The organism is Pedobacter sp. B4-66 (assembly GCF_018492665.1).
In the GTDB taxonomy this organism is placed as follows: domain Bacteria; phylum Bacteroidota; class Bacteroidia; order Sphingobacteriales; family Sphingobacteriaceae; genus Pedobacter.
In genome coordinates, this window is the sequence record NZ_JAFVME010000005.1 from 421,055 (window position 1) to 445,590 (window position 24,536).

A 24,536-nucleotide genomic window follows, 5' to 3' on the forward strand; every position below is an offset into this window, starting at 1 on the left:
AAGCTATTTAAATTCTGAAGTTTTGTGGAATTCAATATCCGGATAATCTCTCATGGTCATATTGATCATGAATTCATTATCTGCAAGGAAAACAGGGTTGCCGTCTTTATCCTGACCGATATGCTGTTGCTTACGTTTTAGGAATTCTTCTAATTTCTTCTTGTCTTTAGATGTTACCCAGTTTGATCTACCATAACTTAAGGTTCTGAAGTACGCTTTAGCGCCGTATTCATGTTCAAGTCTGAAGGCGATAACCTCAAATTGAAGCTCTCCAACAGCACCTATTATTTTCCTGTTTCCAGGTTGTTGTGTAAATAGCTGTGCAACGCCTTCCTCTGTAAGCTGCTGTATGCCTTTTTCAAGCTGTTTAGTGCGTAGCGGGTCTCTGTTCTCAACTTCCTTGAATATTTCAGGAGAGAAGCTAGGAATGCCCTTAAATTGCAATTGCTCTCCCTCTGTAAGGGTGTCGCCGATTTTAAAGTTACCGCTATCGTATAAACCTACCACATCACCTGGCCACGCTTCTTCTACAATGCTCTTTTCATTGGCCATAAAGTCCATTGGATTAGAGAATTTTAGTTTTTTACCTTGTCTGGTATGGAAATAGAATTTATTACGCTCAAACTTCCCTGAACATATTCTTAAGAAAGCAATACGGTCACGGTGTTTAGGATCTAAGTTCGCATGGATCTTAAAGACAAAACCTGAAAAGTTCTTCTCATTCACAAGAACTTCACGTTGTTCAGCCTCACGGCTTCTAGGGCTTGGGGCAATCTGAACAAAGGTGTCCAAAAGCTCTTTTATCCCAAAATTGTTAATAGCACTTCCAAAAAATACAGGAGCAAGTAAACCTTCAGTGTACATGCTCTTGTCAAGCTTGCCGTAAACGCCATCCACTAGTTCTAAATCGCCTTTTAAGCCATCAAGTTCTTTTGGCTTTAAAAATTTGCCCAGGTTTTCATCATTCAGATCGCTTACTTCAATAACAGGTTCGCTAATCTTAGTCTTGTCTGGCTCAAATAAATTCAGGTGATTATTGTATATGCTGTAAACCCCTTTAAAAGTGTGTCCCTGTCCAATAGGCCAGGAAAGTGGGCATAAGCTGATATTAAGTTTGTTCTCAATTTCATCAAGTAAATCAAAAGCATCCTTACCCTCACGATCCATCTTGTTAATAAAGATGATTACAGGAGTATTACGCATACGGCACACGGCCATTAACTTTTCAGTTTGCTCTTCAACACCCTTTACACAGTCAACCACCAAAATAACGCTGTCAACTGCCGATAAGGTACGATAAGTATCTTCAGCAAAGTCTTTGTGACCTGGGGTATCCAGTATGTTAATGCGTTTGTTGCTATACTCAAATCCCATAACAGAGGTAGCCACGGAGATTCCGCGTTGCTTCTCAATTTCCATGAAATCGGAGGTATTACTTTGGTTTGCTTTATTCCGTTTAACTGCCCCGGCAGTATTAATAGCCCCTCCAAAAAGTAAGAACTTCTCGGTTAATGTAGTTTTACCTGCATCGGGGTGACTGATAATGGCAAATGTTTTTCGTTTTTCTATTTCCGGGTTAATCATAAAGAGTTTAAGCGTGTTGTGCTTGATAAAAGGCTGCAAAGATAAGGAAAAAAAAGCTTGGAATGTGTAAAAGGAAAAGGCGACACATTTGTGCCGCCTTTTCTATATAAGATTTATCTAGTCTCTTCCGTTTCTGGATGGCCTACTTTCTCTTCCGCCACCGTTATTTCCACGACTTTCAGAACCTCTTGATGGTCTGCTTTGCTCTACGCGTTCAGATCTTTGAGGCTGTGGCCTTGCTTGTTCTTGCCTAGGTTGTGCTTCGTGTCTTGGCTGTTGCGGAGCTCTTTCCTGTCTAGGTTGCTGAACCGGCTCTTGCCTTTGTTGAGGTTGAGGTCTAGGCTGAACTTCCTGCCTAGTTTGTCTCTCTTGTCTTGGCTGTGGCTCAATTCTTTCCTGTCTTGGTTGAGAAGGCTGTTGTCTCGGTTGAACTTCCTGTCTTGGCTGACTTTGATCTTGTCTTGTTGGACGATCTGGTCTTTGAGATGGAGAAGTGTTTCCTTGCGGTACTCTTTCTGGACGACTATTTACCCTGGTACCATCAGTTGTTCTGTTGTCAGTTGGCTGACTGCCATCTCTTGATACTCGGCCATTTGATACTCTTCCTTCAGTGTTGCCCCTGTCAACGCTATTACGGTCGGTTCTAGGACTTGCATACCCTTCACCACGAACTGGATTTCTTGGAGCTACATTTCCTGCATTGGTTTCCCTGCTGCTTCTGCCATTTGGCCTATATATTTCAACTTTGTTTCCGCTAATGCTACTTCTGCCCGGTCTGCTACTTCTATCTATGTTGTATACGGGAACTGCTTGTCTGGTTGAGCGTCTGATATCGTCGGCCCTTGGACCACTGTAGTAATTACGGTTGTTTCTTGAATAAACATTATTGATAATAGTTGTATTATGAATAATAGTTACGTTTCTGCGCGAATAGTAACGAGGAAAATCGTTGTAATAGATATTTCTTTGAGGAACAAATACCCACCAAAGATCAGGGATATTGAAGTTAATATTGATATTCATCCCAGGGCCCATAGGTGCCCATCCATAATATCCGCCACCACTTCTCCAGCTTACCCATGCCGGACCCCAAACGGTGTCAGGAATCCATACCCATTGACTATAACGATTATAAACCCATCTTCCATAATGAAAAGGAGCCCATCCCCAGTCGTAATTTGAAATCCATGTGTTACCATATTCAGTCATAGCCCATCGGCCATTTGAATAATAAGGTCTGAAATCTGCCTGTTCCACATCTGGTCGCCAAACGTAACCGTATTGCGAATCCTGAATCCAGGTGCCATAGGGAGATAACTCATCGTAAAAAGACTGTAAGGAAATATCCTCGTCTTGTGCCATAACCCGCTGAGCGGTTCCGGTTAAGAGGAGCATGAGCCCCAGCACAATAGCCGGTAATTTGATGATGTTTTTCATTGCGTGTGTGTTTTAAATTTACCTAACGATATTTATATATCAATTTGAGTTCCAAATAATCTAAAAAGTTTAATCTATTTAAAAAATATTACATTATGATTATAGGGTGGGGCGTAATATTATTGGCTTAAGTGTAGTTTAGGCCAATATTTAATCGGTTTTTTGGTTTAAACAATTTATGGAAAATATTTTTTAATAGACTACATTTAGATAGAAGATTACGATCTGCTTATAATATTTACTCCATCAAATGCGCTTTCCAGCGAATTATTTTCTTCTTTTGTAACCAAAACAAAATCTATGACAAAAGGCACCTTATTTCTTATTCCAGTACCTCTGGCAGAAAACGCAGCTCATAAATCTTTTACAAGTTATCTTGGAGATACCATCAATTCCATAAATACCTACATTGTTGAAAATGAGAAAACAGCGCGTAAGTTTTTGAAGGAAGCAGGAATAAAAGTACCTCAGAGCGATCTTGTAATCCATGATTATGGTAAACATAAGCGCAACGACTCTTTTGTTCCCTATTTTAAGGAACTAATGACGGGTAAGGATGTTGGTTTAATGAGCGAAGCAGGCTGTCCGGGTATTGCAGATCCAGGAGCGGATATCGTTGCCGAAGCACATAAAAGAGGTATTAAAGTAGTTCCACTTGTAGGACCAAGTTCTATTTTGCTGGCATTAATGGCTTCAGGTTTTAACGGCCAAAGTTTTACTTTTCATGGTTATTTGCCTATTGATAAAGTAGAACGAGCTAAAAAAATTAAAGAACTTGAACAATTAGCAGATAAAAACAAGCAGACTCAAATTTTTATAGAAACGCCTTTTAGGAACAATCATTTATTTGAAGATGTATTAAAGAGCTGTCAACCTCAAACACTATTGAGTATTGCTAGTAACATTACTTCAGAAGATGAGTATATTAAAACATTGCCAATTGCTTTGTGGAGAAAGGAAAGAATAGATTTACATAAAAAACCTACAATCTTTTCATTGTACCGTCAGTTTTAACGGTACATATTTTTACTTTCTATGAAAGTAAGCACATTATCAGGGGCAAAATACTGAACATTTTTCCCCTCCTTAATTCCCTTTCGAATAAAAGTAGATGAAATATCCATTTGAGGTGTTTCGGTAATTACAATTGAAGGGTGATCTTTCCATTCACTGATATCTATTCCAGGTCTGGGGTACACATAAATCTGATAATTCTTTAAAAGAACATCATAATTTTTCCATTTTTTAATGGAAGCCAGATTATCAGCCCCCATTATTAGCACAAACTCTTTTCCTGGGTACTTTTCTTGTAAATGAGTGAGTGTATCAATGGTATAAGAGGGTTGAGGCAGGCCAAATTCGATATCGCTAACCCTGATTTTCTCAGAGTTCTCGGTGGCTAATTTGGCCATCTCCAATCGGTCGTACATATTTGTCAAACCGTTTTTATTCTTCAGTGGGTTATGAGGCGAAACTACCAGCCAAACTTCCTTTAATCCGGTAAAACTAGCCATGTAATTAGCAATTACCAGATGTCCGATATGTATGGGGTTAAAGGACCCGAAGAATAACCCTGTTTTCATTATTTAGCTATTGATAAAATCTCCCACTAATTTTTCAGCTTCAGCACATGCTGTATCTAAATCATAGTTTTTTAGGATAACATCAAATTTGTCGGCATAGCTAAGCTCTTTTTCAGCCTTTATAAAGCGCTCCTGTAGTTTTTCGGCACTATCAGTGCCACGACCACTTAAACGTTCTTTCAGCACCTCTAAAGATGGTGGTTGAACAAAAATAGCCAGTGCGTCATCTTCATACTTGCGTTTTAAGCGTAATCCGCCTTCTACATCAATGTCAAATATCACATGTTTGCCATCATTCCAGATGCGGTCAATTTCAGATCTTAAAGTACCATAAAAAGTACCATTATAAACTTCCTCAAACTCTACAAACTCCTGATGAGCAACTTTGTGCAAAAAATCTTCTTTAGTGATAAAGTAATAATCCTTGTCATTTTTTTCATCTCCACGTAACTGACGAGTTGTTGCAGAGATAGAAAAACTTAACGAGGGGAATTTCGTAAGTAGGTGCTTTACTATTGTTGTTTTTCCTGCCCCAGAAGGTGCAGAAAATATGATAAGTTTACCTTGTTTCATTTTTTGTGTTGTCGTCTTTCAGCCAAGGGCTTACAAAACATTTAATAGTTGTTCTTTAATTTTCTCTAGCTCTTCCTTCATTCCCACAACCAACTGCTGTATTTGCGCATCGTTAGCTTTTGCACCCATGGTATTAATCTCTCTGCCTATTTCCTGAGAAATAAAACCAAGCTTTTTCCCATTTGCATCTTTGCTTTTTAATGTTTCAATAAAGTAATCACAATGACTCCTTAAACGAATCTTTTCCTCAGTAATGTCAAGCTTGTCAATGTAATAGATTAACTCTTGCTCCAGACGGTTCTGATCCACGTTTATCTTTCCTACATTATCTTCCAGAAACTGATTTAATCTGCTTCTGATCTGAGGAATTCTAAGAGGTTCCAAAACTTCAATTTCAGAGAAGAACTGTAGAATATTTTTAATTCTCAACTCAAGGTCTGTTTTTAAAACAACACCTTCTGCAATCCTGAATTGGTTAAAACTCTCCAGGGCTTTAGCAAATGTACTATTTAAAATATCCCAATCATTTTCATTAACCTCCTCATCAGAATAGCTAATTACCTCAGGGAAATTAAGAACAGCTTGTAAAAGGTTATTAGAATTGGCTCCTAATTGGATATTGATTTCTTCAAGTTGCTTGTAATATTTGCTTAACAAGGCAGCATTAATAGTTGCCCCTTTTAAGTTTTCTTCGCTGCGTTCTATGTTTATAGAAACACTTACTTTACCGCGCTCAATTTCCTTACTGCAGATATTACGCAGCAATAATTCTTTATCCGAGAATGCTCTTGGTAGTTTTAAATTAAGTTCCAGGAACTTACTGTTTAAAGATTTTATCTCTACCGCAAACTTTATGTTTTCGTGATCAGTAGAAGCCAGGCCATACCCTGTCATTGATTTTATCATGTGCAAAGATATAATTTATTGCCTTTTCAAACTCATTTAACTTTTTTTAACTTAGAGCATTGGCAAACAATAGTTAAGTTTACAAAAAATATTCGTTAGATGAAGAGGCCAGGTTACTTAAATATTTTAGTATTTCTACTGTTTTTTGCGGCATCCCTAGCTTCTGTTTCAGCCCAGCAAGAGTTTATTTTGAAAGGGGCAATATTAGAAAAGGGGACAAAGACGCGTGTTGCTGCAGCTCAAATCGTAAATAAAAGAACCGGTCTGTCTGTATTAAGTAGCGATTTTGGCCTGTTCCAAATAAGGGCCGTGCCCGGCGATAGCCTTTTGGTAATTAAAATGGAATATTCTGATGGGATAGCTGTTGCCCAACCGGGGAAAGACCTTATCGTTTATTTAGATAGAGGCACAACATTAAAAGAAGTTAATATTACCGGGCAAACAAAAAGGCAGGAACTAAATGATATAAAAAGAGATTTTAGAAACAAAGGTTCATTTTACCAAGGGAAACCACCATTCTTATCATTCCTTTTTAAACCACTTACAGCAGTTTATGAGTTGCTAGGCCGAACACCAAAAAATGCAAGAAGATTTGGTCGTTATTATGAAACCGAAATGCAGCAGACCTTAATAGATGGTTTTTTTAATGAATCTATTATTCAAAACAATACTGATTTAAAAGGAGATATTCTCGAAAAGTATATGATTGATTACAGACCGGAGTATGAGAAGGCTAAAAGCTGGACAGAATATGATGCCATCAAATACATAAGGGAGTCGTATAAAAAATATACTGATACCCTAAAAAAGTAAAAGTTAAATAGAAAGGGCTTCGCAAGCTTTTTCAGCAGCAAGCTTTTCAGCATTCTTTTTATTGTAATCCCTGCCTGTACCAAAGCTTTCACCTTCGATAACAGCTTGTATTGTGAATAGCTTTGCACTTTCACCCTCACCATTCTGAATCATATCAAAAGAGATATCTTTACCATGGCGTTGGCACCATTCAATCAATTTGCTCTTAAAGTTAGTTTCAGTAAGCTCTAATGTGTGGATGTCGATATACGGCTTTACAATCCTTTTAAGCAGAAAATCTTTAGTGAAATTATATCCTTTATCAAGATACACAGCTCCTACAAGAGCTTCAAATGCATCACCTAGCATAGAATGATGTTTTGTCTGGATATTTACAGCTTTTTGATCAAAAACAATCAGCTGATCAAAGCCCATTTTTCTTGCAAGTTGATTAAGATTGGCGCGATTTACAATTTTTGAGCGCATTTCTGTTAAAAAACCTTCCTCTTTGTATGGATAACTTTTAAACAGTAATTCTGCAATTACGGCTCCCAAAATAGCATCGCCCAGAAATTCTAAACGTTCGTTACTACTCCGGCTGCCATTTTTTAGGATTTTTGCCACAGACCTGTGCCTGAACGCCATTTTATATAAAACAGTATTTCCAGGCACAAAGCCTAAAATGTTGTTCAACTTTTTTATAAAGTCTTTATCGGATGACAGATAAAGCTTATACAGGTCAAATAATGGCATTAAATTATTGCAAAATTAAAGGAGGCTAAAATAGCCTCCACAAAGTGCTTTTTATTCTTCGTATTTTTTGAAAATCACCGAAGCATTGTGACCTCCGAAGCCAAAAGTATTACTCAAAGCGGCACGAATTGGTCTCTTTTGAGCCACATTAAATGTGAAATTTAATTTCGGATCAAACGCAGGATCATCAGTAAAGTGATTAATAGTAGGAGGTACTATATCATTTTTCACTGCAAGGATAGATGCAATTGCTTCAATAGCACCTGCAGCACCTAATAAATGCCCTGTCATAGATTTTGTAGAACTGATGTTTAATTTATAAGCATCTTCTCCAAATAAATCCACAATAGCTTTTGTTTCAGAAATGTCTCCCAAAGGAGTTGAGGTTCCATGAACATTGATGTAATCAATATCCGCAGTAGTTAAACCAGCATCTCTAAGGGCATTTGTCATCACCATTTTTGCACCTAATCCTTGCGGATGTGGAGCTGTAATATGGTTAGCATCTGCGCTCATTCCACCGCCAACTAATTCGGCATAGATCTTAGCACCTCTTTTCTTAGCATGTTCCAGTTCTTCCAAAATAATGGTTCCTGCACCTTCACCGGCAACAAAACCATCTCGGTCTTTATCAAACGGTCTTGAAGCTGTTTGAGGATCATCATTTCTGGTCGATAAGGCATGCATTGCATTAAAACCACCAATACCTGCTTCGTTAATAATGGCTTCAGATCCACCGCTAATCACAACATCGCACATATTCAAACGAATATAGTTGTACGCATCGATCATTGCATTTGTAGACGAAGCACATGCAGAAACTGTTGCAAAATTGGGGCCTCTAAGTCCATATTTTATAGAAATATGGCCCGGAACAATGTCAATTATTACTTTAGGAATAAAGAACGGATTCATGCGTGGAGTACCATCGCCTAAAAAGAAGTTCTTCATTTCATCCTGAAATGTCTTAAAGCCGCCAATGCCAGAACCCCAGATTACACCAACACGGTTAGTATCGATTTTTGAAAAATCAAAATTACCATCTTTTACAGCTTCATCTGTGGATACTAAAGCATATTGAACAAATGGATCTAGCTTGCGCGCTTCCTTTTTGTCCAAAAAATCTTCTGGATTGAAGTTTTTAAGCTCACATGCAAACTTGGTTTTGAATTTTGATGTATCAAAACCTGTAATGGGGCCAGCGCCACTCACCCCATTTAACAGGCCTTCCCAGAACTCCGGGATTGTACTGCCAATAGGAGTGAGCGCACCCAACCCTGTAACTACTACTCTTTTTACTTCCATTTATACGGATTATACGGAGACCGTATTTTACTTAACGTTTTTTTCTAAGTAAGCAATTGCTTGACCAACTGTACCAATGGTCTCAGCCTGATCATCAGGGATTGCTACATTGAATTCTTTTTCAAACTCCATAATAAGTTCTACTGTATCTAAAGAATCCGCACCTAAATCGTTAGTGAAAGAAGCCTCTGGGGTAACTTCGCTTTCATCCACACCTAATTTTTCAACGATAATAGCCTTAACTCTTGAAGCAATATCAGACATAATGTTATAATTTAATGGTTAAATAATTCAGTGCAAAGAAAAATAAATTCTTACACATTTCAAATGTTTTTATTTCTCTATCAATTTTAATGTTTTTATTTCGAACATTAAAGTAAAATTAGTTTTATAATTTCGTAATCCCGTAAATATACTGCGTTTTGAACAAAACTTACTTAAAACTATCATTAGACCTCGATTTTGTACTAATTGCTATCACTGCTTCCTTGAAAGATTATATGCTCTGTCATAAAATAAATACAAACCTTAATTTTAACTTTGAAAAGGTTGAGGATCATGAGGTTTACTTTAATATTGATGAAGATCCACTGCCATTTTCGAAATATTATTTTTATGTTGAACAGGGAGAGATTGAATATTACATCCTTAACAATCGAAATGCAGAAGGGTTTTTAATTCCAGAAATGAATAAAGTAGATTTTTTTATGATTATTCATCAGTACATTGATAAAGAAGATCTTAATTTTATACTTAACGGATTGAATAAACTACCTGATATTCAGGTGGCTGCACAGATAGACCCACGTAAATTGAAGTCGAGAGAAAATTTGATAATGTAATTTTTATATTGTAGGTGTATTAAATACACTATATTTGAACTTACATTATCAGACAAATAACATTAATAATCAGACGGACATCGGTTTTTTATGTGGAAAATCGGCGTTTTGCCCGTCAATAATAAATTTAAGTAACTAAATGAAACCATTTCATTCCAGAACAAAAATTGTGGCCACCCTGGGCCCTGCTTCAGCTAAACCGGAAGTTTTATACAGTATGTTTAACGCCGGATTAGACGTTTGCCGTTTAAATTTTTCACACGGTTCTCAGGCAGATCATCAGGAAGTATTGGATACCATTCGCGATATCAATCAAAAATACAATTATAATGTGGGTATCCTTGCCGATTTACAAGGCCCTAAAATTAGAATTGGTATGGTTCAGGATGGTGGTATTAACTTAGTTAATGGAAATCGTACCATCATCACTACGCAAGAGTGCATAGGAAGTGAAGAACGTATTTACATCACTTATGATACTTTCCCAAAAGACGTAAAAGCAGGCGAAATCATCCTTTTAGATGATGGTAAACTACAAATGCGCGTTATCGAAACCAACCTTAAAGACGAGGTTGTTTGCGAAATCGTACACGGTGGTATCCTTACCTCAAGAAAAGGTGTGAACTTACCTAATACAAAAGTTTCTATCCCTTCACTTACAATTGAAGATAGAAAAAACCTTGAGTTTGTTCTTGAAAACGACGTAGAATGGATTGGACTTTCATTTGTTCGTAATGCTGAAGACATTATTGAATTAAAAGATATCATCAAACAAAGAGGTAAAACAGCTCGTGTAATCGCTAAAATCGAGAAACCTGAGGCTATTGCTAACATTGATGAAATCATTGCTGTTTCTGACGGTATCATGGTTGCCCGTGGTGACCTTGGAGTTGAAATGCCAATGGAAGAAGTTCCTTTGTTACAAAAAATGATTGTACAAAAATGTAGAGCTGCTTCTAAACCAGTAATTATTGCTACCCAAATGTTGGAAAGTATGATTACTACACCAAGGCCAACACGTGCTGAGGTTAACGACGTTGCAAACTCTGTTCTTGATGGTGCTGATGCAGTAATGCTAAGCGGCGAAACCTCAGTAGGTGAGTTTCCACTTATCGTTATCGAGACTATGCAGAAGATCATTCAGAACATCGAAACTAACAACTATCCATTCCACCCGGAGAAGTTCCTTAAACCGAAATCTGAGAGCTTCTTAAGTGATGCAATTTGTGATACAGCTTGTTTCTTATCTAAGCAAACAAACGCAGTAGGTATCGTTTCTATGACCGTGAGTGGATACACTGCTTTTGAAATCTCAAGTCACAGACCTAAGGCTTTAACTTATATCTTCACCAGTAACAAATCTCTATTAAATACTTTAAGCCTTCTATGGGGTGTTCAAGGTTTTTACTACGACAAATTTGAAAGTACTGATGAGACTATTCAAGATGTAAACAACTTGCTTAAGGAATACAAAATGATAAAAAAAGGAGACGTGATTATTAACACGGCTGCTATTCCAATGGAGCATAAAGGTAAAACCAACATGGTGAAAATCACTGTTATTGATTAATATTCAATAACTATAAGAAAAAAACTACTTTTGCAATCCTGAAAAAAGGGAGAGTTGTCCGAGTGGTTGAAGGAGCACGCCTGGAAAGTGTGTATACCTCAAAAGGGTATCGAGAGTTCGAATCTCTCACTCTCCGCCATTCTCGGTATTATAAAAGTATAAAAGAGCCCGTATCATTAATCATGATGCGGGCTCTTTTTGTACCTAAAATGACTGGAATTAGAAGTTGTTTATGTTTGATATTTACAACGATCTCACATAAAATTGTCCACTGCATGATAAAACACCTTGACCTATTCGTCTGAAAATGAGTAAATAGTATCTGCTCTGTATTGGGTTTTAAATTTTTTAGAGATAAAAACAGTGGTTTGCAAAAAAAAATGAAAAAAAAACGAAAAAAAATATCGCGGTTTAGGTCAGAAAACAACCGTTTGCGTAAAATATTAGGAGGTGTTTATCGAGTGATTTTAGTTTTTCAGACGCTCTATCTATTTGGAATACAAGTTTTTGTTTGTAATATTGTTTTAACCAAACAAACGATTTAGCAGAATTAAATCGTCACAAGTACCAAATAAATATAACCTAATAATAACCTAACAAACCAAATTATGTATTCATGCTCTACAATTCCCCCCACGGGATTATTTCCCCCCAAGATGTATTCTTTTCGCAAGATTAGAAGAAACTAATTCTTATTGGGCTACTTTGCTTTGGTAGCCAGGCTAATTTAACTTACTCTGAGTTTAAGGTATTCTATTTCCCGCATTTTCGGGAGAGGCTTCGTATTGCATATACTTTAAAATCAGGGTAGTTTTTAAGCAATTAATTAATTAAAGGTTTTAAATCAGTTAATACTTAATTATCTGCTATGCGCTTTATTGCAATTATTTCGTTAACGGGATTGTTGTGCGTAACAACAATTTCTTTCGGGAGAACACCCGGGTCTGCGCGTATTTTAAGAAACACCTCTTTTTATAGTGGTGTTAAAATACAGTCAGACACCTCAAAAAAGAAGAAAATTGATACTGTCGGGAGTACGGATGGTACTCTACTTAAATTACGATCTGATAAGAACCCTGTTTTTTCAGAACTTAATTTAAAAGCAAATAGTGTTGATCCACAAAAGCTTGTCACGTCTCCAGCTGTTTCTTTACAGCAGTATTTAAAGGGACAAGCTGCAGGACTTTACATTCAGGAACCTTCCGGTGAACCTGGAACTATTCAAAGTATGTTTATTCATGGAGCCTCACAACCTCTTTTATCGGCACGTGAGCAATTTCAAACCCAGCCCTTGGTCGTTCTTGACGGGATTCCCTTAATTGGAGAACACCCATTTGCCTTTGATATCCAGCAATATAAATTTAACAGGATAGGGCCGGCTACCAATCTATTAACGAATATAGATATGGAGAATATCGCTTCTGTACAGGTGTTAACAGATATAGCAAGTATTGCCGCTTATGGGCCAAAGGGTGTAAATGGAGTCATTGTTCTTACCTCTAAAACGCCTATAACTCAAAAGCAAATATCTTTCAATTCCTTTGTTTCTGTCGGTTTGAGACCTCAGGTTACAACGCTGAATGGAAGGTATGAAAACAATTTCAGAAAACAGTTTTATTATAAATACACGCCTAACGGACGTTTTTCTGATGACGAAGTATATCCTCTGTATTTGAGTGATTCATTAAGTCGTTCTTACTATGGGCCATCAAACTGGAGCGATCTATACTACCGTAATCCAGTTTCACATACCATTAATGCGGCCATTTCAGGTGGAGCGGAAAGAGCTAATTTCCGGTTTTCATTAGGCAATGTACGTAACGAGGGAATTGCAGATCAAACTGCATTGAACAGATACAGTACGATGTTGAATGTCAATATGAAACCATTAGAGTGGCTAACGTTTTCGGCTTCAGTAAATGCAAATCGTGTCGAAAGAGATAGAAATAATTCCTTGAGAGATCGATTTAGTCAGATGAATTATATCCCTGATTTGAGTTCACCTTTTAGTCCTAATAAGGACATCTATGCCGGTTTCTTAAAAGATCTTAAAAATGGTTATGATGACAATAAGTCAAACATCGTTGAAGGTGCGGCTGTCCTATCCATAAATCTCGGGAACTTTTTGTTTACCTCGCATTTTGGTATGGATTATAATGAAGGGTATCGGGATATTTATTATTCCAAGGTATTGCTTGAAGGAAACAGCTACGCATCTAACTACTATGGTTTCAACCAGCGGTTAATGTTTAACAACACTGCTAGTTATGATTTGAAGTTAAATGAAGTTCATAACTTCCGTTTCGAAATAGGGCAGTCTGTTCATTATGATACCTATAAGTATAATTATGCATTTGCTTATAAAGGAACCAACGATTATATAAAATTAAACTTACTGAATTCTGATCCCGCCATGGGAGGGGATGGTTCAGAACCTGAGGATTATCTGCACCCGTTATCCTTCCCTAAATCCTTAACATTTAAATATTTAGATAAGACAAAGAATAACATGCTTTCATTCTTTGGAAAAACGGCTTATAACTTCGATAATAAGTATACACTTTCATTCTTATTGCGTGCAGATGCTTCTACAAATGCACAGCCGACTAGTCGATGGTTTGTTTCTCCTGCTGCGTCCGCATCATGGAATATTAAAAATGATTTGCTTACAACCAATTCAAGTATCAATGAACTGAGTTTACGTGTAAGTGCAGGTAGGTTGGGTAGAGCGGAATACTATGATAATTTTGCTCAAGGGCCTCAATATACTACAGAGCTTGGTTATACTGGGAACTTATTAAGTCCTGGTTATAATGCATTTGCCGTACTTACCAGACCTTACAATTACGGATGGGTAGGATATGGTATTCCATGGTCTTATACCGATCAGCTAAATGTAGGTGCTGATGTTGCCGTATTAAACAACCGATTACGTATGTCTCTTGATTTTTATACTAAAACAGATAAAAATCAATTGCTGGCAATTCCGGATTATGCTGAATATGGTTATACCCAATCTTATGAAAGTGGACTTTCTGTAAACAATAAAGGTATTGATTTAACCTTGTCAGGCGATGTAATTTCTAATGATCGTTTTAAGTGGTCGCCGTCCCTAAACTTAAATTATAACGTAAACAAGTTGGTCGCCTTACCACGCGGATTAAAAGAAATTGCAATTGGCGACAGATTATTTAAGGTTGGACACGCTATTGATCAATACTGGTTATACACCAACGATGGAATGTATAATACCAATGAAGAAGTTCCTGTTGTAGGAGGTGTTGCTAAAAAGTTTAATGGCATCACACTAGGAGCAGGTGATCCGAATTGGAGAGATCTTAATAATGATAATGCAATTGATGATAATGATAAAGCATTAAGAGGACATGCGCTTCCAGTTGTTGCCGGTAGTTTTAACAACGATTTTAAATACGGGAAATGGATTTTAGGCATGCAGCTTTATTTTAACCTGGGAAGGGAAGTCATAAATCAGGAGATGTCAAATCACTTCAATTTCATCAATCAGGAAAGTGGTAATACTATCAACTCTGTTAAAGAGATCACTTTCTGGGAGAAAAGAGGCGATTTCAGCAAATACCCATTGTACAATCCATGGAGTCCGGTTATCCCATATCGTGTAGATCAGGATTTGTTTCTCGAAAATGCTTCTTTCCTAAAATTAAGGACAGTGTCTTTAGGGTATGAACTTACCGATGTAATCAATAAGAAACGATTAAAACTATCCAGATTATACATCTACGGTACAGCAAATAACCTGTTTACCATAACGCCTTACACAGGACAGGATCCGGAATTGGTCAATTACACGGGATACGATAGAGGCTTTGGAATGCCATACGCAACCACATTTACGCTGGGTGTTAAGATGGATTTGTAAATCTTAAGATATTGAAATATAGAATCATATAAAATGATATCATGAAAAAAATAATATTAAATAGTTTGATTTTTTTATCCCTTTTATCGGCAGGTTGTAAAAAAATCCTGGATACAGATTCGACAAGAGTGGTTGGAGAAAAAAACATGTGGAATTCTCTTGAGGATACAAGGGCTGGCTTAATGGGTATCTATGGACTTGCCAGATCTGCTATGGCCGATAATAATGCACATTGGTTATATGGTGATGTTAGACCAGCCGAGTTTACTGTAACCAACCGTCAGGATTTAAAAGCAATTGTAAAGAATAATTTAAATGCAGATTACGAATCATTGGAAGCCCTTTCTAATTGGAGAAGGTGGTATTCTGTGGTCAACTCAGCTAATCTTTTTCTGGAAAAAGTAGGAGATGTTAAAGCCGCAGATCCAAGGTACACTGAAAATAATATGACGGTTGATATTGCACAGGCCAGATTTTTAAGAGCCTTTGCTTATTTTTATATGGTCAGAATATGGGGTGATGTGCCTTTGATTATCAGTTCTCACGACGGTAAATTTGAAGCTAAAAAGAGAGAGGATCAATCAAAAGTATTAGCCTTTGCCGAAGCCGAAATATTGGCCGCTGCAGATGTTTTGCCTTATAGATATAGTGCCGATGATCCTCAGCAACCTGGTGCTTATTATAATGAAACTTCCGTAAGATGGGAAGGTACACTAGCACGTAAGTTAACAGCTTATGCGATGTTATCGCACATAGCAGCATGGCAGGGAAATTACCCTAAAGTTGCTGTCTATACCAAATTTGTAATGGACAACTATGGTAAAGCTGCCACGGGATTCCAAAGCACTAATGACCTTACAGAGCCCCGCGGATTTTTTTATGGGAAAAAGAATAGTCACATTCTTGGCTTTAACTTTAACTATAGCCATGCTGAAGCTTCACCTACAGGGCGTATTGAAGAGCTAACACTTGCTGCTCCTGTAGTAAATAAACCTATTCCGGATATTTATCTAAGTAAAGATTCAATCCTGTCTATTTTTAATGAACCCAAAGATCAGCGCTTTAGTTTAGATACACTAGGTCAGCCGGTTGATGATAAGTACTTCAGCAATTTTAATGGGAAGTATCCGATTTTCAGTAAAATAAAAGTAATTCTGGGCGGAGTTTCTGATCCGACATTCAAAATGTTTGCCAGTACAATTGTATTCACAAGGTTGGAAGACATCGCTTTGCTTAGGGCAGAAGCACTAGCCGTATTAGGAGAACGTCCTCAGGCTATCGATATTTTAAACAACAGCATCAGAGCAAACAGAGGTTTACCTGCGTACAAGGAAGAGGTAAATGGAAACCTGATTGACGCGATCTTTAAAGAGCGCCAAAGAGAATTAATGGGCGAGGGTCACAGGTGGTACGATCTGATTAGGTACAATAAGATCAGACACAAAAACCCAGCCTTTACCAAGCTTATTGAAACTGGCGGTATTTACTGGCCGGTATCTCGTATCCTGATCAAGCAGAATGCTTTATTAACTCAAAATTCTTATTGGAAATAAATAACAGATTAGATATGAAAAACCTTAAAATATTATTGGGTAATATGGCCGCTGGCTTATGCTGTTGTATAGTCATTTTCTTCAGCGGATGCGGTAAAGACAAAGGCTTTTATGAAGCAGCTGTAGATGAAAAAAATGTACCCTTAAATACTTATGATTATTTAAAAAGTAAAAGAGGTATCTACGATTCATTATTGCTTGTTATCGATAGAGTAGGATTGGCGGATACATTGAGAAAGAATCCGGTTACGCTGTTTGCACTTAGCAATTCCAGTTTTAAACTGGCCATGACCAATTTAAATAACCTACGTAGAACTACCGGTAAAGATCCTTTGTTTCTATCAAATGTCGACATTAAACATCTGGATACTTTGATGACCAAATATGTAATCAGAGGTTTATACCCAACAGAGTTGTTGACAGAACAGGATGGATTAACATTTTATGGGGTTAAATATAACCGCATGATGCATGGTAAATTAGAATCTTCAACCGCATCGGGATACAATGGCGGCGGGCCTGCTTACATCAAATTCGATGACACCAAACAAAGTATTTTTGTAAAGAATTGGGTAAATACTACAACAGGTTCAGTAAATATAAAAACCACTAATGGTATTGTACATATAGTAGAACCTAATCATGTATTTGGATTTGATGAGTTTGTAAAGAGAATCACTTTTATTCCTAAAGTAAGGACTCCCTTCTATGGTGTTCCGTTTGCAATTCCCGGCAAATTTAAAGCTATTGATTTTGACTTAGGAGGCGAAGGCGTTGCTTATTCCGATGCTACATTGGCTAATCAGGGAGGAGGCTATCGTCCATTTGAGTCAGTTGATATTGAAGGCTATGGAGACACTTTTGCGATAAGGGAGGGCCTTACCGGTGAGTGGCTTGCCTATTCAGTAGATGTAGCCGAAACCGGAGACTATGAGCTTTCAATGTTACTTTCTACTCCGGTGAGTAACAAAACCGTGAGCGCTGAAATGGATGATGTTAACATTACCGGTGGAAGGGTTGAAGTTCCTAATACTAATGGATATCAAAATTTCACTCCAGTAAAAAGAACGGTTCAGTTAACCAAAGGGAAGCACGTGTTTAAGTTTAAAATCACGAATGGGCCGATGAATTTCTATGAGTTCATCTTCACTAAGCTGCCCTAATCAAATATTACAGTTATAAAATTTTAATTCTTTATAGAAATGATGAAAATATTAAAATATAACCTGCTCTTACTTACCGCACTAATACTGGTGTCTGGTTGTAGGAAGCTACTTGATTTGCCTGAAGAAAAAGATTATCTGAGTGGCAAGCTAAATTATAGTAATAAGGTCTTTGAACCGGTTTTAGGCAGAACAACAGTAATGGGCACCCTCAATGCAGATAATTCAACATTGCCAATGCAATTTGAAATTGTGAATGCAAGGTATGGTGATGGAAGACCATATGATGATATGTTTAAAGTTCACAAGACATGGGTATGGACTTCAGCTTACACAGGTAAAGAAACCTCACTTGAACAAATCAATGCAAAAAGGAAACTGGAAGATCATCCCATGTTTGAGATCAGGTCTTCAGGTCAGTTCATCATGTGGCAATCATCAACTGATGAGCTAATTGATCCAAGACCAGCAGATAGCTCAAATCGCGTTCAGGATATGCGCCTTTTTGATTTGAAAGTTAAAAATTCAGGGGGAGAAGTATTGCTAAGAGATTTCCAGATAAGACCATGGAGAGAACGATCTTATGAACCATCAACAGATATTAACCCATATACAGGTGCAGTAGCCAGAGATCCAAAAGACCCGAACAATCCAAACAAGAGAGATTACATCCTTGCCGATATTGGAAATATAATAGGAACATCTTCAGACTTACCACTGATAAGTAACGCAGATCAGAAAGATGTGGTTGTTTACATCAGGCCATTCACCGGAGGAAACGGACATTCATTACGATTCAAATTCTTAGATAAAGATGAACAGGTTATTGATCCGGCAAAGTTTAATGAAACCAAATGGGAGCAACTGGTACATGGTTTTAACATGCAACAAACAACAACCTATGTACAATATGATGTTGCATATCCTATTCCATTGGTAAATATAAGTACTCCATATGCACCAAATGGTTCACAGGCATCCTCATACATTAAATATTCAAGAAGAGGATTTGGAGGAATAAAAACAACAGCCTATCTCGGACTAACGTACAACATATTTAAAGCAGGCGACTGGGAGATAGTTTTTCACTTCCGCAGGGAAAATCCAAAATTTCAAGACGAATAAATTATGCTAGGATTTAATATTATGAGAAAGAAAATACTCTTTTTATCGATCTTATTTGGTTGCCTGATGTTCAGTGATCTTCAGGCTCAAATTAAAAAAGTATTAGTTAAAGGTGTGGTTATTGAAAAAGCAACCAACCTTGGTATACCGGGTGCTACCATACTGTCAGGAACTCCCACTAAGGTAATTGGTTCTACAGATAACAAAGGGATGTTCTCTGTAAGTGCAGAAGAAGGTAGTACCTTGGTGTTTCACTTTGTAGGATTTAATGATGCCCGAGTTAAATTAAAACCAGGGCAAACTTCTGTAAACGTAATTCTTCACGAAAGTAACAGCCAATTGGATGAGGTGGTAGTGCGTGGTTACCAGGTCAGGTCTAAAGAGACCAGTACCGGATCATCTACAACCATCACCAGTAAGGATATTATGGACGTGCCTGTTTCAAATGTTGAGCAGCTACTTCAAGGAAAGGTAGCCGGTTTAAACATACAGGTAAACACAGGGGCTCCTGGATTTAGAGGAACATCTACTATTCGTGGATTGAATACGCTTGCAGTAACCGGTAACGGAAGCGAATCCTTTTTACAGCCAACCTCTCCGCTATATGTAATTGATGGAGTGCCTATTGATGCAGATAAAGCTGCTGAATACGGTTATAACCAACAAGGACCAGGTGTGAGCCCTCTCTCTTTGATCCCTCAGGAAGACATCGCAAGTCTGGAGGTACTTAAAGATGCACAGGCAACCTCACTTTATGGTTCCAGAGGTGCCTATGGGGTAATTATTATTACTACCAAGAGAGGAAACTCGAAGATCCCACGTGTGCGTTACACCTCAAACTTTTTTATGAATACGCCACCAAAGCTTAGAGAAACATTAGGCGGTAATGCGGAACGAAACTCAAAAATAAACCACATTCTTTCTAATGCATTAACTCAGGAGGATTTTGACAGGCTATCAAAAACATATTTCCTTACAGACAGTTTAAACGATTATTATAATAATTCTACTAACTGGCAAGGTGTGTTTTATCAGAACACCTTCAACCAAAGTCATAATCTCGCATTCGATGGTGGTGATGAAAAGTTTAACTATAAAACCAATGTTGGTTATTTCTCTGAAACAGGGGTAGTTAAAAATACCGGTTTCGACAGGTACAATATGAACATGAACATGGAGTACAATCCAACTCCAAAATTGAAGTTTTTTGCATCTGTATTTGGTTCAATTGGTAAACAAAATAAAGGAGATGGAGTTGGATTACTTCAAAGTGGTGTTGCCGAGAATGGTCAGGCTTCTTCTTTATTGCCGGGCCCATCATTCTTTCAATCTACACTGGGGGCAGTATCTGCTTTAAAGACGTTGAATAATAACGATTCCAGAAATATCAGGGCTAATATTGATGTCAAATATCAACTGTTACCGGGATTATGGGCAGCAAGTACTTTAAGTTATGATTTTACATCCGATAATGAGGATACTTTTACACCAGCTGCGGCTAATAGGCAATTTGCAAGAGTATACTCATTTAATGGGCGCAGTTCTAATTTGTATAGCAGAAGTAATATTTCTTATGCTAAAACATTTAATGGGAAGCACAATATTTTTGCCAATGTTTTTAACGAGCTATATAAGGTAACCGGACAATCAGGCATTATTGTTCAGAATAAAACCGCAAATGATCAATTACAAGGGCCTTTGGGTTTTGATGGTTATTATTCAACAGGTGGAGGTATCCTAACCAACTTTAAAAATGCTCGTTTGGCATCTTTTGCAGCTGCATTTTCATATGATTATATGAAAAAATATGTAATCGACCTTTCTTACCGTTTAGATGGTTCATCAGGTAGTGGCTTAGAAAATCCTTATGCTAAAAATCCAGCTATTGGATTAAGGTGGAACTTTAACAAAGAAGAATGGCTTAAAGATATTGAGTGGCTTAGCTACGGTGCATTTCGTTTAAGCTGGGGACGTAACGTGTCACCAACAGCAAATCTTTCAAACATTTATGGTTTATACCAAAATACCGGCACATATAATAACAACCCTACTATGGGAATTGACTATAGGCAAGTGCCAAATCCAAAGCTTAAACCAACCACAACTTCTCAATACAATTTCGGATTTGATGCAGGTCTATTTGAAAGTAAAGTCGAATTAAACTTTGATGCTTATTATAAGAAAGTTGACAATCTTTTGTTTGAAAGTAACTTAAGCAATGCAGTAGCTTTTGATAAAGTTTTGAGTAACGATGCCGGTATTGCAAACTATGGTTATGAATTGGCAGTAACGGTTAGGCCGCTTCCTACAAGTAGCCCTTTTAACTGGTCTATATCTGTCAACGGAGCCATTAATCGTGATATTTTAACCAAGCTTCCAGCAGAGTATAACGGACAATACATCAGATTTGATGGTGATGATAAAACTTTGCAGCATCTTGTCTACAGGGTAGGTAAGAATACTTTGTCTAACTATCTGCGTGTAAACCAAGGCGTATACGGTACCACTGAAAACGTTCCGGTTGATCCGGCTACAGGGCTAACTTATAGTACTGGCGGAAGATTTTTCCAGGGAGGAGATCCAATCTTTAAAGATGTAAATGGCGATTATGTTCTTGACAATCGAGATTATGAAATATCAGGAAATTCTCAGCCTGTTGTAACAGGTGGATTGTCAACCAATTTAAGCTATAAAGGTTGGGGGCTAAATATTTATGGTTCATTTACCTTACTGCGCACCATTCTAAATAATGCACTAGCCGATCGTTTCAGAATCATGAGCAATCCATTCGATCTAAAAGCAGTTGTCCCTCTAGATGATCTGGATACCTGGAAAAAGCCTGGTGATGTAGCCAAATATCCATATGCTTATGATTATGCACGTTATGGCGCTGTCCAACCATTCAGGTTAGATCAAACGCTATGGGCTGAACAGGGTTCGTATCTTAAGTTTAATAGCGTTACGCTTTCTTATATGTTCACTAAAAAATTAGCTAAAAGGATCGGTCTTAATAATTTCCGAGCGTATATATCCGGAAATAACTTAATCACATTTTCTCCTTATTCCGGACCGAATCCGGAAAACGTAACTGCTTTAGGAAGGGATGCTTCCGGTGGTTATCCGGTGCCTCGCACCTACAACTTTGGTATGAACGTGGAATTCTAATTATTGACATAATAAAATTGATATGAAAAAATATATAATTTGTTCCCTGCTTTTATTATGTGGTTTTGGCCAGTTTAGCTGTAAAAAGTTTCTGGATGTTACACCACTGGATAAGCTCACGGGCAATAACTTTTACAAAAACAAGGAAGATGTAGAGACCGTGATATATGACATGTCCAGAAATTTCTTCACCAAAATTAATGCAACACATTATGCCGGTGCAGTGGGAGAGTACAGAGCCGGCGAAGTAAAGCATCAGTTAAATACGAGTATGGCCCCAGCACGACGCTTTGTTGAGGTACTAGGGAAAAATGATCTTTTACAGTTGTTGTATGGCAATCCAATGCCATGGGATTTTTACAATTTTGGCACATTAACAGATTGGACAACCTATTATCGGGTAATACAATCTGCAAATATCCTTCTCTTTAATCTGGAACAAGGTATCCCAACATTAAGTGATAAACAGACCAAACAGTACATAGGCGAAGCTAAGTTTATAAGATGTCTGGCTTACTTTTATTTGGTTCGTTTATATGGAGATGTACCTTATTATACTAAGGCCTTTTATTCAGATGCACCTCCAAGAGAAAACATGGTGTCTGTGTTCAATAAATGCATTGTTGATTTAAAAAGCAGTGTAAATGATATGCAATGGACATTCTCAGATCCTGCCCTTAAAGGTGTTAGAGCCAGTAAAGGAAGTGTTATTGCCTTGTTGATGAATATGAACATGTGGAATGCAGGATTTGATGGTGCAAACGCCTCAAAATATTGGGAAGAAACTGCACGCCTTGGCGACGAGCTGATAAAAAGTGGAGCCTATAAATTGCTGGACTTAAAAGACTGGAATTTAGTAATGAAAGGCAGATCTGATGAGAGTTTGTTTGAGTTTTACAGAAGTATCAACTACAACGATGCGGTAAATAACTTTGCATCCATTGGTGATATGTTTTTACACTATCCCTATAAACGTCCTCAAACATCCTTCCAAGTTAGTTTTGCTTATTTCAAAGCAGAATACATGAAGCAGATTTATCCGGAAATAGAATCCGATAAGCGTAAAGAAGCCTGGTTCGAAAACATGTATGCAAACGATGGTGACTTCATCATGCAAAAGTATGGTCAAAACGTTTATGCTTCCGGCAATCAGGACGTAAACCCCGATAATACTTTTCTGGTTTTTCGCTATGCAGAATCCATCTTATTGTGTGCAGAGGCACAAGCAAACCTTGGCCATAATGCGGAAGCAACAACATTGATAAATATGGTGCGAGAACGAGCTGATGCAGCCCCTTACGATGGATCCGGATCTGTAAAAGATTTCGTATTCCTTGAGCGCTCAAGAGAGTTAATTGGTGAAGGACATCATTATTTCGATCTGATCCGTACAAAGAGAATCCTTAGCAGATCATGGACGTCAAATCCTTTAACCCTCGATCAGTTTAATCGAGGAGGATGGACATGGCCCATAAATGAGGCAGCGCGGAATAACAATCCATACATGACTTTAAATACATACTGGTTAACCGGAGGCAAATAATGGCTGGTTTAAAAGAAAACGATATGAAAAATTACATGCTAAAATATCTTAAAGGACCCCTTTTTATAGTGGTATGCTTTGTATTGGGCTTAGCCTCATGTTCAAAGGATGATTATTATAGAGATGGTGGCAAAGCACAGGCAAAATTTAATGGAGATATTCTTCAATTCCTCGAGTCAAAACCCAGAGAATTTGATTCAGTCGCACAGATCATTAAAATCGCAGGTCTTGAGGATGTGTTTAAAAAGGAAAATATAACCTTTTTTGCACCTAATGATAGGGTTATCAAAGAAACCATAAAAACTTTGAACCCTTATCTATATGCACTTTACAAAGATACCATTAAGAACTTCAACGACATAAATCCAGAGATCTGGAGAAAATTTATGTTGCGCTATGTATTTAAAGGTGAAATTAAACTGGCAGATGTTCCACAGATTGACTTAGCGGTACTGCCAATTTATCCGGGGCAAAATTACCTCTCTTATGAGGGTGCTGTTTACAATATGGGGGTAATCTATAATGAGGCCAATGGGGTTAAGTATATGGGCTACCGACAGCTGATTTTAAGTTACGTTCCTGATGTTTCCAAGCCTAAAGACAATTGGGTTATCAACTATATGTCCTCATCAGATATTCAGCCCAATAACGGTGTGGTTCATACCCTTATTTACAATGGAACTTGGTTCGGAATAGACGATATGGGCTTTATAAATGATGTAGTCCGGTCTAAATAATCAATCA

At 37.6% G+C, this 24,536-nt stretch carries 19 protein-coding genes and 1 tRNA gene; 12 read left to right on the forward strand and 8 right to left on the reverse strand.

Translation table 11 applies throughout. The features are described 5' to 3' along the window. Window positions 1-3 precede the first annotated feature (3 nt). Together J1905_RS11300 and J1905_RS11305 are read right to left on the reverse strand one after the other, a co-directional pair. Window positions 4-1,584: a peptide chain release factor 3 gene (locus J1905_RS11300; protein WP_214227351.1), complete on the reverse strand. Its 1,581-nt coding sequence runs from the start codon at window positions 1,582-1,584 to the stop codon at window positions 4-6. Window positions 1,585-1,701: 117 nt separating this feature from the next. After that, entirely contained in the window at window positions 1,702-3,021 is a 1,320-nt protein-coding gene (locus J1905_RS11305; protein WP_214227352.1) for a DUF6600 domain-containing protein, read from the reverse strand. Window positions 3,022-3,321: 300 nt separating this feature from the next. Here J1905_RS11305 and J1905_RS11310 point away from each other — a divergent pair, with 300 nt between their 5' ends. Then, window positions 3,322-4,035 carry an SAM-dependent methyltransferase gene (locus J1905_RS11310; RefSeq protein WP_214227353.1) on the forward strand — a complete coding sequence of 238 codons (714 nt, stop codon included), beginning with the start codon at window positions 3,322-3,324 and terminating at the stop codon, window positions 4,033-4,035. Here J1905_RS11310 and nadD read toward each other — a convergent pair. Genes nadD through J1905_RS11325 form a run of 3 tightly spaced genes read right to left on the reverse strand, consistent with a single transcriptional unit; the run spans window position 4,032 to window position 6,071 of the window. Next, complete coding sequence (gene nadD / locus J1905_RS11315) at window positions 4,032-4,604, reverse strand: nicotinate (nicotinamide) nucleotide adenylyltransferase (protein ID WP_214227354.1); 573 nt, start codon at window positions 4,602-4,604, stop codon at window positions 4,032-4,034. The genes J1905_RS11310 and nadD overlap by 4 nt on opposite strands. Before the next feature lie 3 nt (window positions 4,605-4,607). After that, entirely contained in the window at window positions 4,608-5,177 is a 570-nt protein-coding gene (gene gmk, locus J1905_RS11320; RefSeq protein WP_214227355.1) for a guanylate kinase, read from the reverse strand. Window positions 5,178-5,207: 30 nt separating this feature from the next. After that, window positions 5,208-6,071, reverse strand: a complete 864-nt coding sequence (locus J1905_RS11325) for a YicC/YloC family endoribonuclease (RefSeq protein ID WP_214227439.1) — start codon at window positions 6,069-6,071, stop codon at window positions 5,208-5,210. A 111-nt stretch (window positions 6,072-6,182) separates the two neighbouring features. On the opposite strand from J1905_RS11325, the gene J1905_RS11330 reads away from it, so the two are divergent. Continuing rightward, a complete protein-coding gene (locus J1905_RS11330; protein WP_214227356.1) occupies window positions 6,183-6,896 on the forward strand; it encodes a hypothetical protein in 714 nt (237 codons plus the stop codon). A 3-nt stretch (window positions 6,897-6,899) separates the two neighbouring features. On the opposite strand, the gene rnc is transcribed toward J1905_RS11330, so the two are convergent. From rnc to J1905_RS11345, 3 genes are read right to left on the reverse strand one after another with little or no spacing between them, the layout of a single operon-like run. Next, window positions 6,900-7,628: a ribonuclease III gene (gene rnc / locus J1905_RS11335; protein ID WP_173093945.1), complete on the reverse strand. Its 729-nt coding sequence runs from the start codon at window positions 7,626-7,628 to the stop codon at window positions 6,900-6,902. 51 nt (window positions 7,629-7,679) lie between these two features. After that, window positions 7,680-8,933: a beta-ketoacyl-ACP synthase II gene (gene fabF, locus J1905_RS11340; protein ID WP_214227357.1), complete on the reverse strand. Its 1,254-nt coding sequence runs from the start codon at window positions 8,931-8,933 to the stop codon at window positions 7,680-7,682. A gap of 27 nt (window positions 8,934-8,960) precedes the next feature. Continuing rightward, the gene (locus tag J1905_RS11345; protein WP_008508386.1) at window positions 8,961-9,197 is read right to left on the reverse strand and encodes an acyl carrier protein; all 237 of its coding nucleotides are present in this window, start codon (window positions 9,195-9,197) and stop codon (window positions 8,961-8,963) included. 158 nt (window positions 9,198-9,355) lie between these two features. On the opposite strand from J1905_RS11345, the gene J1905_RS11350 reads away from it, so the two are divergent. The 10 genes from J1905_RS11350 to J1905_RS11395 all read left to right on the forward strand — a co-directional run bounded on the left by J1905_RS11350 (window position 9,356) and on the right by J1905_RS11395 (window position 24,529). After that, on the forward strand, window positions 9,356-9,775 hold the full coding sequence (locus J1905_RS11350) for an IPExxxVDY family protein (RefSeq protein ID WP_214227358.1): 420 nt from the start codon (window positions 9,356-9,358) through the stop codon (window positions 9,773-9,775). Window positions 9,776-9,914: 139 nt separating this feature from the next. Next, window positions 9,915-11,345: a pyruvate kinase gene (gene pyk, locus J1905_RS11355; RefSeq protein ID WP_214227359.1), complete on the forward strand. Its 1,431-nt coding sequence runs from the start codon at window positions 9,915-9,917 to the stop codon at window positions 11,343-11,345. Window positions 11,346-11,393: 48 nt separating this feature from the next. Then, window positions 11,394-11,484 (forward strand) — tRNA-Ser (locus tag J1905_RS11360). 729 nt (window positions 11,485-12,213) lie between these two features. Further along, window positions 12,214-15,243, forward strand: coding sequence for a SusC/RagA family TonB-linked outer membrane protein (locus J1905_RS11365; protein WP_214227360.1), 3,030 nt, complete (start codon window positions 12,214-12,216; stop codon window positions 15,241-15,243). Window positions 15,244-15,284: 41 nt separating this feature from the next. Next, window positions 15,285-16,796, forward strand: a complete 1,512-nt coding sequence (locus tag J1905_RS11370; RefSeq protein WP_250318077.1) for a RagB/SusD family nutrient uptake outer membrane protein — start codon at window positions 15,285-15,287, stop codon at window positions 16,794-16,796. Between the two features lie 14 nt (window positions 16,797-16,810). Next, window positions 16,811-17,959, forward strand: a complete 1,149-nt coding sequence (locus tag J1905_RS11375; RefSeq protein WP_214227361.1) for a carbohydrate-binding protein — start codon at window positions 16,811-16,813, stop codon at window positions 17,957-17,959. A 39-nt stretch (window positions 17,960-17,998) separates the two neighbouring features. Continuing rightward, window positions 17,999-19,084, forward strand: a complete 1,086-nt coding sequence (locus J1905_RS11380) for a DUF5007 domain-containing protein (RefSeq protein WP_214227362.1) — start codon at window positions 17,999-18,001, stop codon at window positions 19,082-19,084. A gap of 21 nt (window positions 19,085-19,105) precedes the next feature. Next, a complete protein-coding gene (locus tag J1905_RS11385) occupies window positions 19,106-22,249 on the forward strand; it encodes a SusC/RagA family TonB-linked outer membrane protein (protein ID WP_214227363.1) in 3,144 nt (1,047 codons plus the stop codon). A gap of 22 nt (window positions 22,250-22,271) precedes the next feature. Next, a complete protein-coding gene (locus J1905_RS11390) occupies window positions 22,272-23,792 on the forward strand; it encodes a RagB/SusD family nutrient uptake outer membrane protein (RefSeq protein ID WP_214227364.1) in 1,521 nt (506 codons plus the stop codon). A 23-nt stretch (window positions 23,793-23,815) separates the two neighbouring features. After that, the gene (locus J1905_RS11395) at window positions 23,816-24,529 is read left to right on the forward strand and encodes a hypothetical protein (RefSeq protein ID WP_214227365.1); all 714 of its coding nucleotides are present in this window, start codon (window positions 23,816-23,818) and stop codon (window positions 24,527-24,529) included. The last annotated feature ends 7 nt before the right edge of the window (window positions 24,530-24,536 follow it).

Bases quoted from the DNA above. Each gene is read 5' to 3' on its own strand.
- J1905_RS11300 (WP_214227351.1), bottom strand. From the start codon at position 1,584: ATGATTAACCCGGAAATAGAAAAACGAAAAACATTTGCCATTATCAGT.
- J1905_RS11305 (WP_214227352.1), bottom strand. From the start codon at position 3,021: ATGAAAAACATCATCAAATTACCGGCTATTGTGCTGGGGCTCATGCTC.
- J1905_RS11310 (WP_214227353.1), top strand. From the start codon at position 3,322: ATGACAAAAGGCACCTTATTTCTTATTCCAGTACCTCTGGCAGAAAAC.
- nadD (WP_214227354.1), bottom strand. From the start codon at position 4,604: ATGAAAACAGGGTTATTCTTCGGGTCCTTTAACCCCATACATATCGGA.
- gmk (WP_214227355.1), bottom strand. From the start codon at position 5,177: ATGAAACAAGGTAAACTTATCATATTTTCTGCACCTTCTGGGGCAGGA.
- J1905_RS11325 (WP_214227439.1), bottom strand. From the start codon at position 6,071: ATGACAGGGTATGGCCTGGCTTCTACTGATCACGAAAACATAAAGTTT.
- J1905_RS11330 (WP_214227356.1), top strand. From the start codon at position 6,183: ATGAAGAGGCCAGGTTACTTAAATATTTTAGTATTTCTACTGTTTTTT.
- rnc (WP_173093945.1), bottom strand. From the start codon at position 7,628: ATGCCATTATTTGACCTGTATAAGCTTTATCTGTCATCCGATAAAGAC.
- fabF (WP_214227357.1), bottom strand. From the start codon at position 8,933: ATGGAAGTAAAAAGAGTAGTAGTTACAGGGTTGGGTGCGCTCACTCCT.
- J1905_RS11345 (WP_008508386.1), bottom strand. From the start codon at position 9,197: ATGTCTGATATTGCTTCAAGAGTTAAGGCTATTATCGTTGAAAAATTA.
- pyk (WP_214227359.1), top strand. From the start codon at position 9,915: ATGAAACCATTTCATTCCAGAACAAAAATTGTGGCCACCCTGGGCCCT.
- J1905_RS11365 (WP_214227360.1), top strand. From the start codon at position 12,214: ATGCGCTTTATTGCAATTATTTCGTTAACGGGATTGTTGTGCGTAACA.
- J1905_RS11370 (WP_250318077.1), top strand. From the start codon at position 15,285: ATGAAAAAAATAATATTAAATAGTTTGATTTTTTTATCCCTTTTATCG.
- J1905_RS11375 (WP_214227361.1), top strand. From the start codon at position 16,811: ATGAAAAACCTTAAAATATTATTGGGTAATATGGCCGCTGGCTTATGC.
- J1905_RS11380 (WP_214227362.1), top strand. From the start codon at position 17,999: ATGATGAAAATATTAAAATATAACCTGCTCTTACTTACCGCACTAATA.
- J1905_RS11385 (WP_214227363.1), top strand. From the start codon at position 19,106: ATGAGAAAGAAAATACTCTTTTTATCGATCTTATTTGGTTGCCTGATG.
- J1905_RS11390 (WP_214227364.1), top strand. From the start codon at position 22,272: ATGAAAAAATATATAATTTGTTCCCTGCTTTTATTATGTGGTTTTGGC.
- J1905_RS11395 (WP_214227365.1), top strand. From the start codon at position 23,816: ATGAAAAATTACATGCTAAAATATCTTAAAGGACCCCTTTTTATAGTG.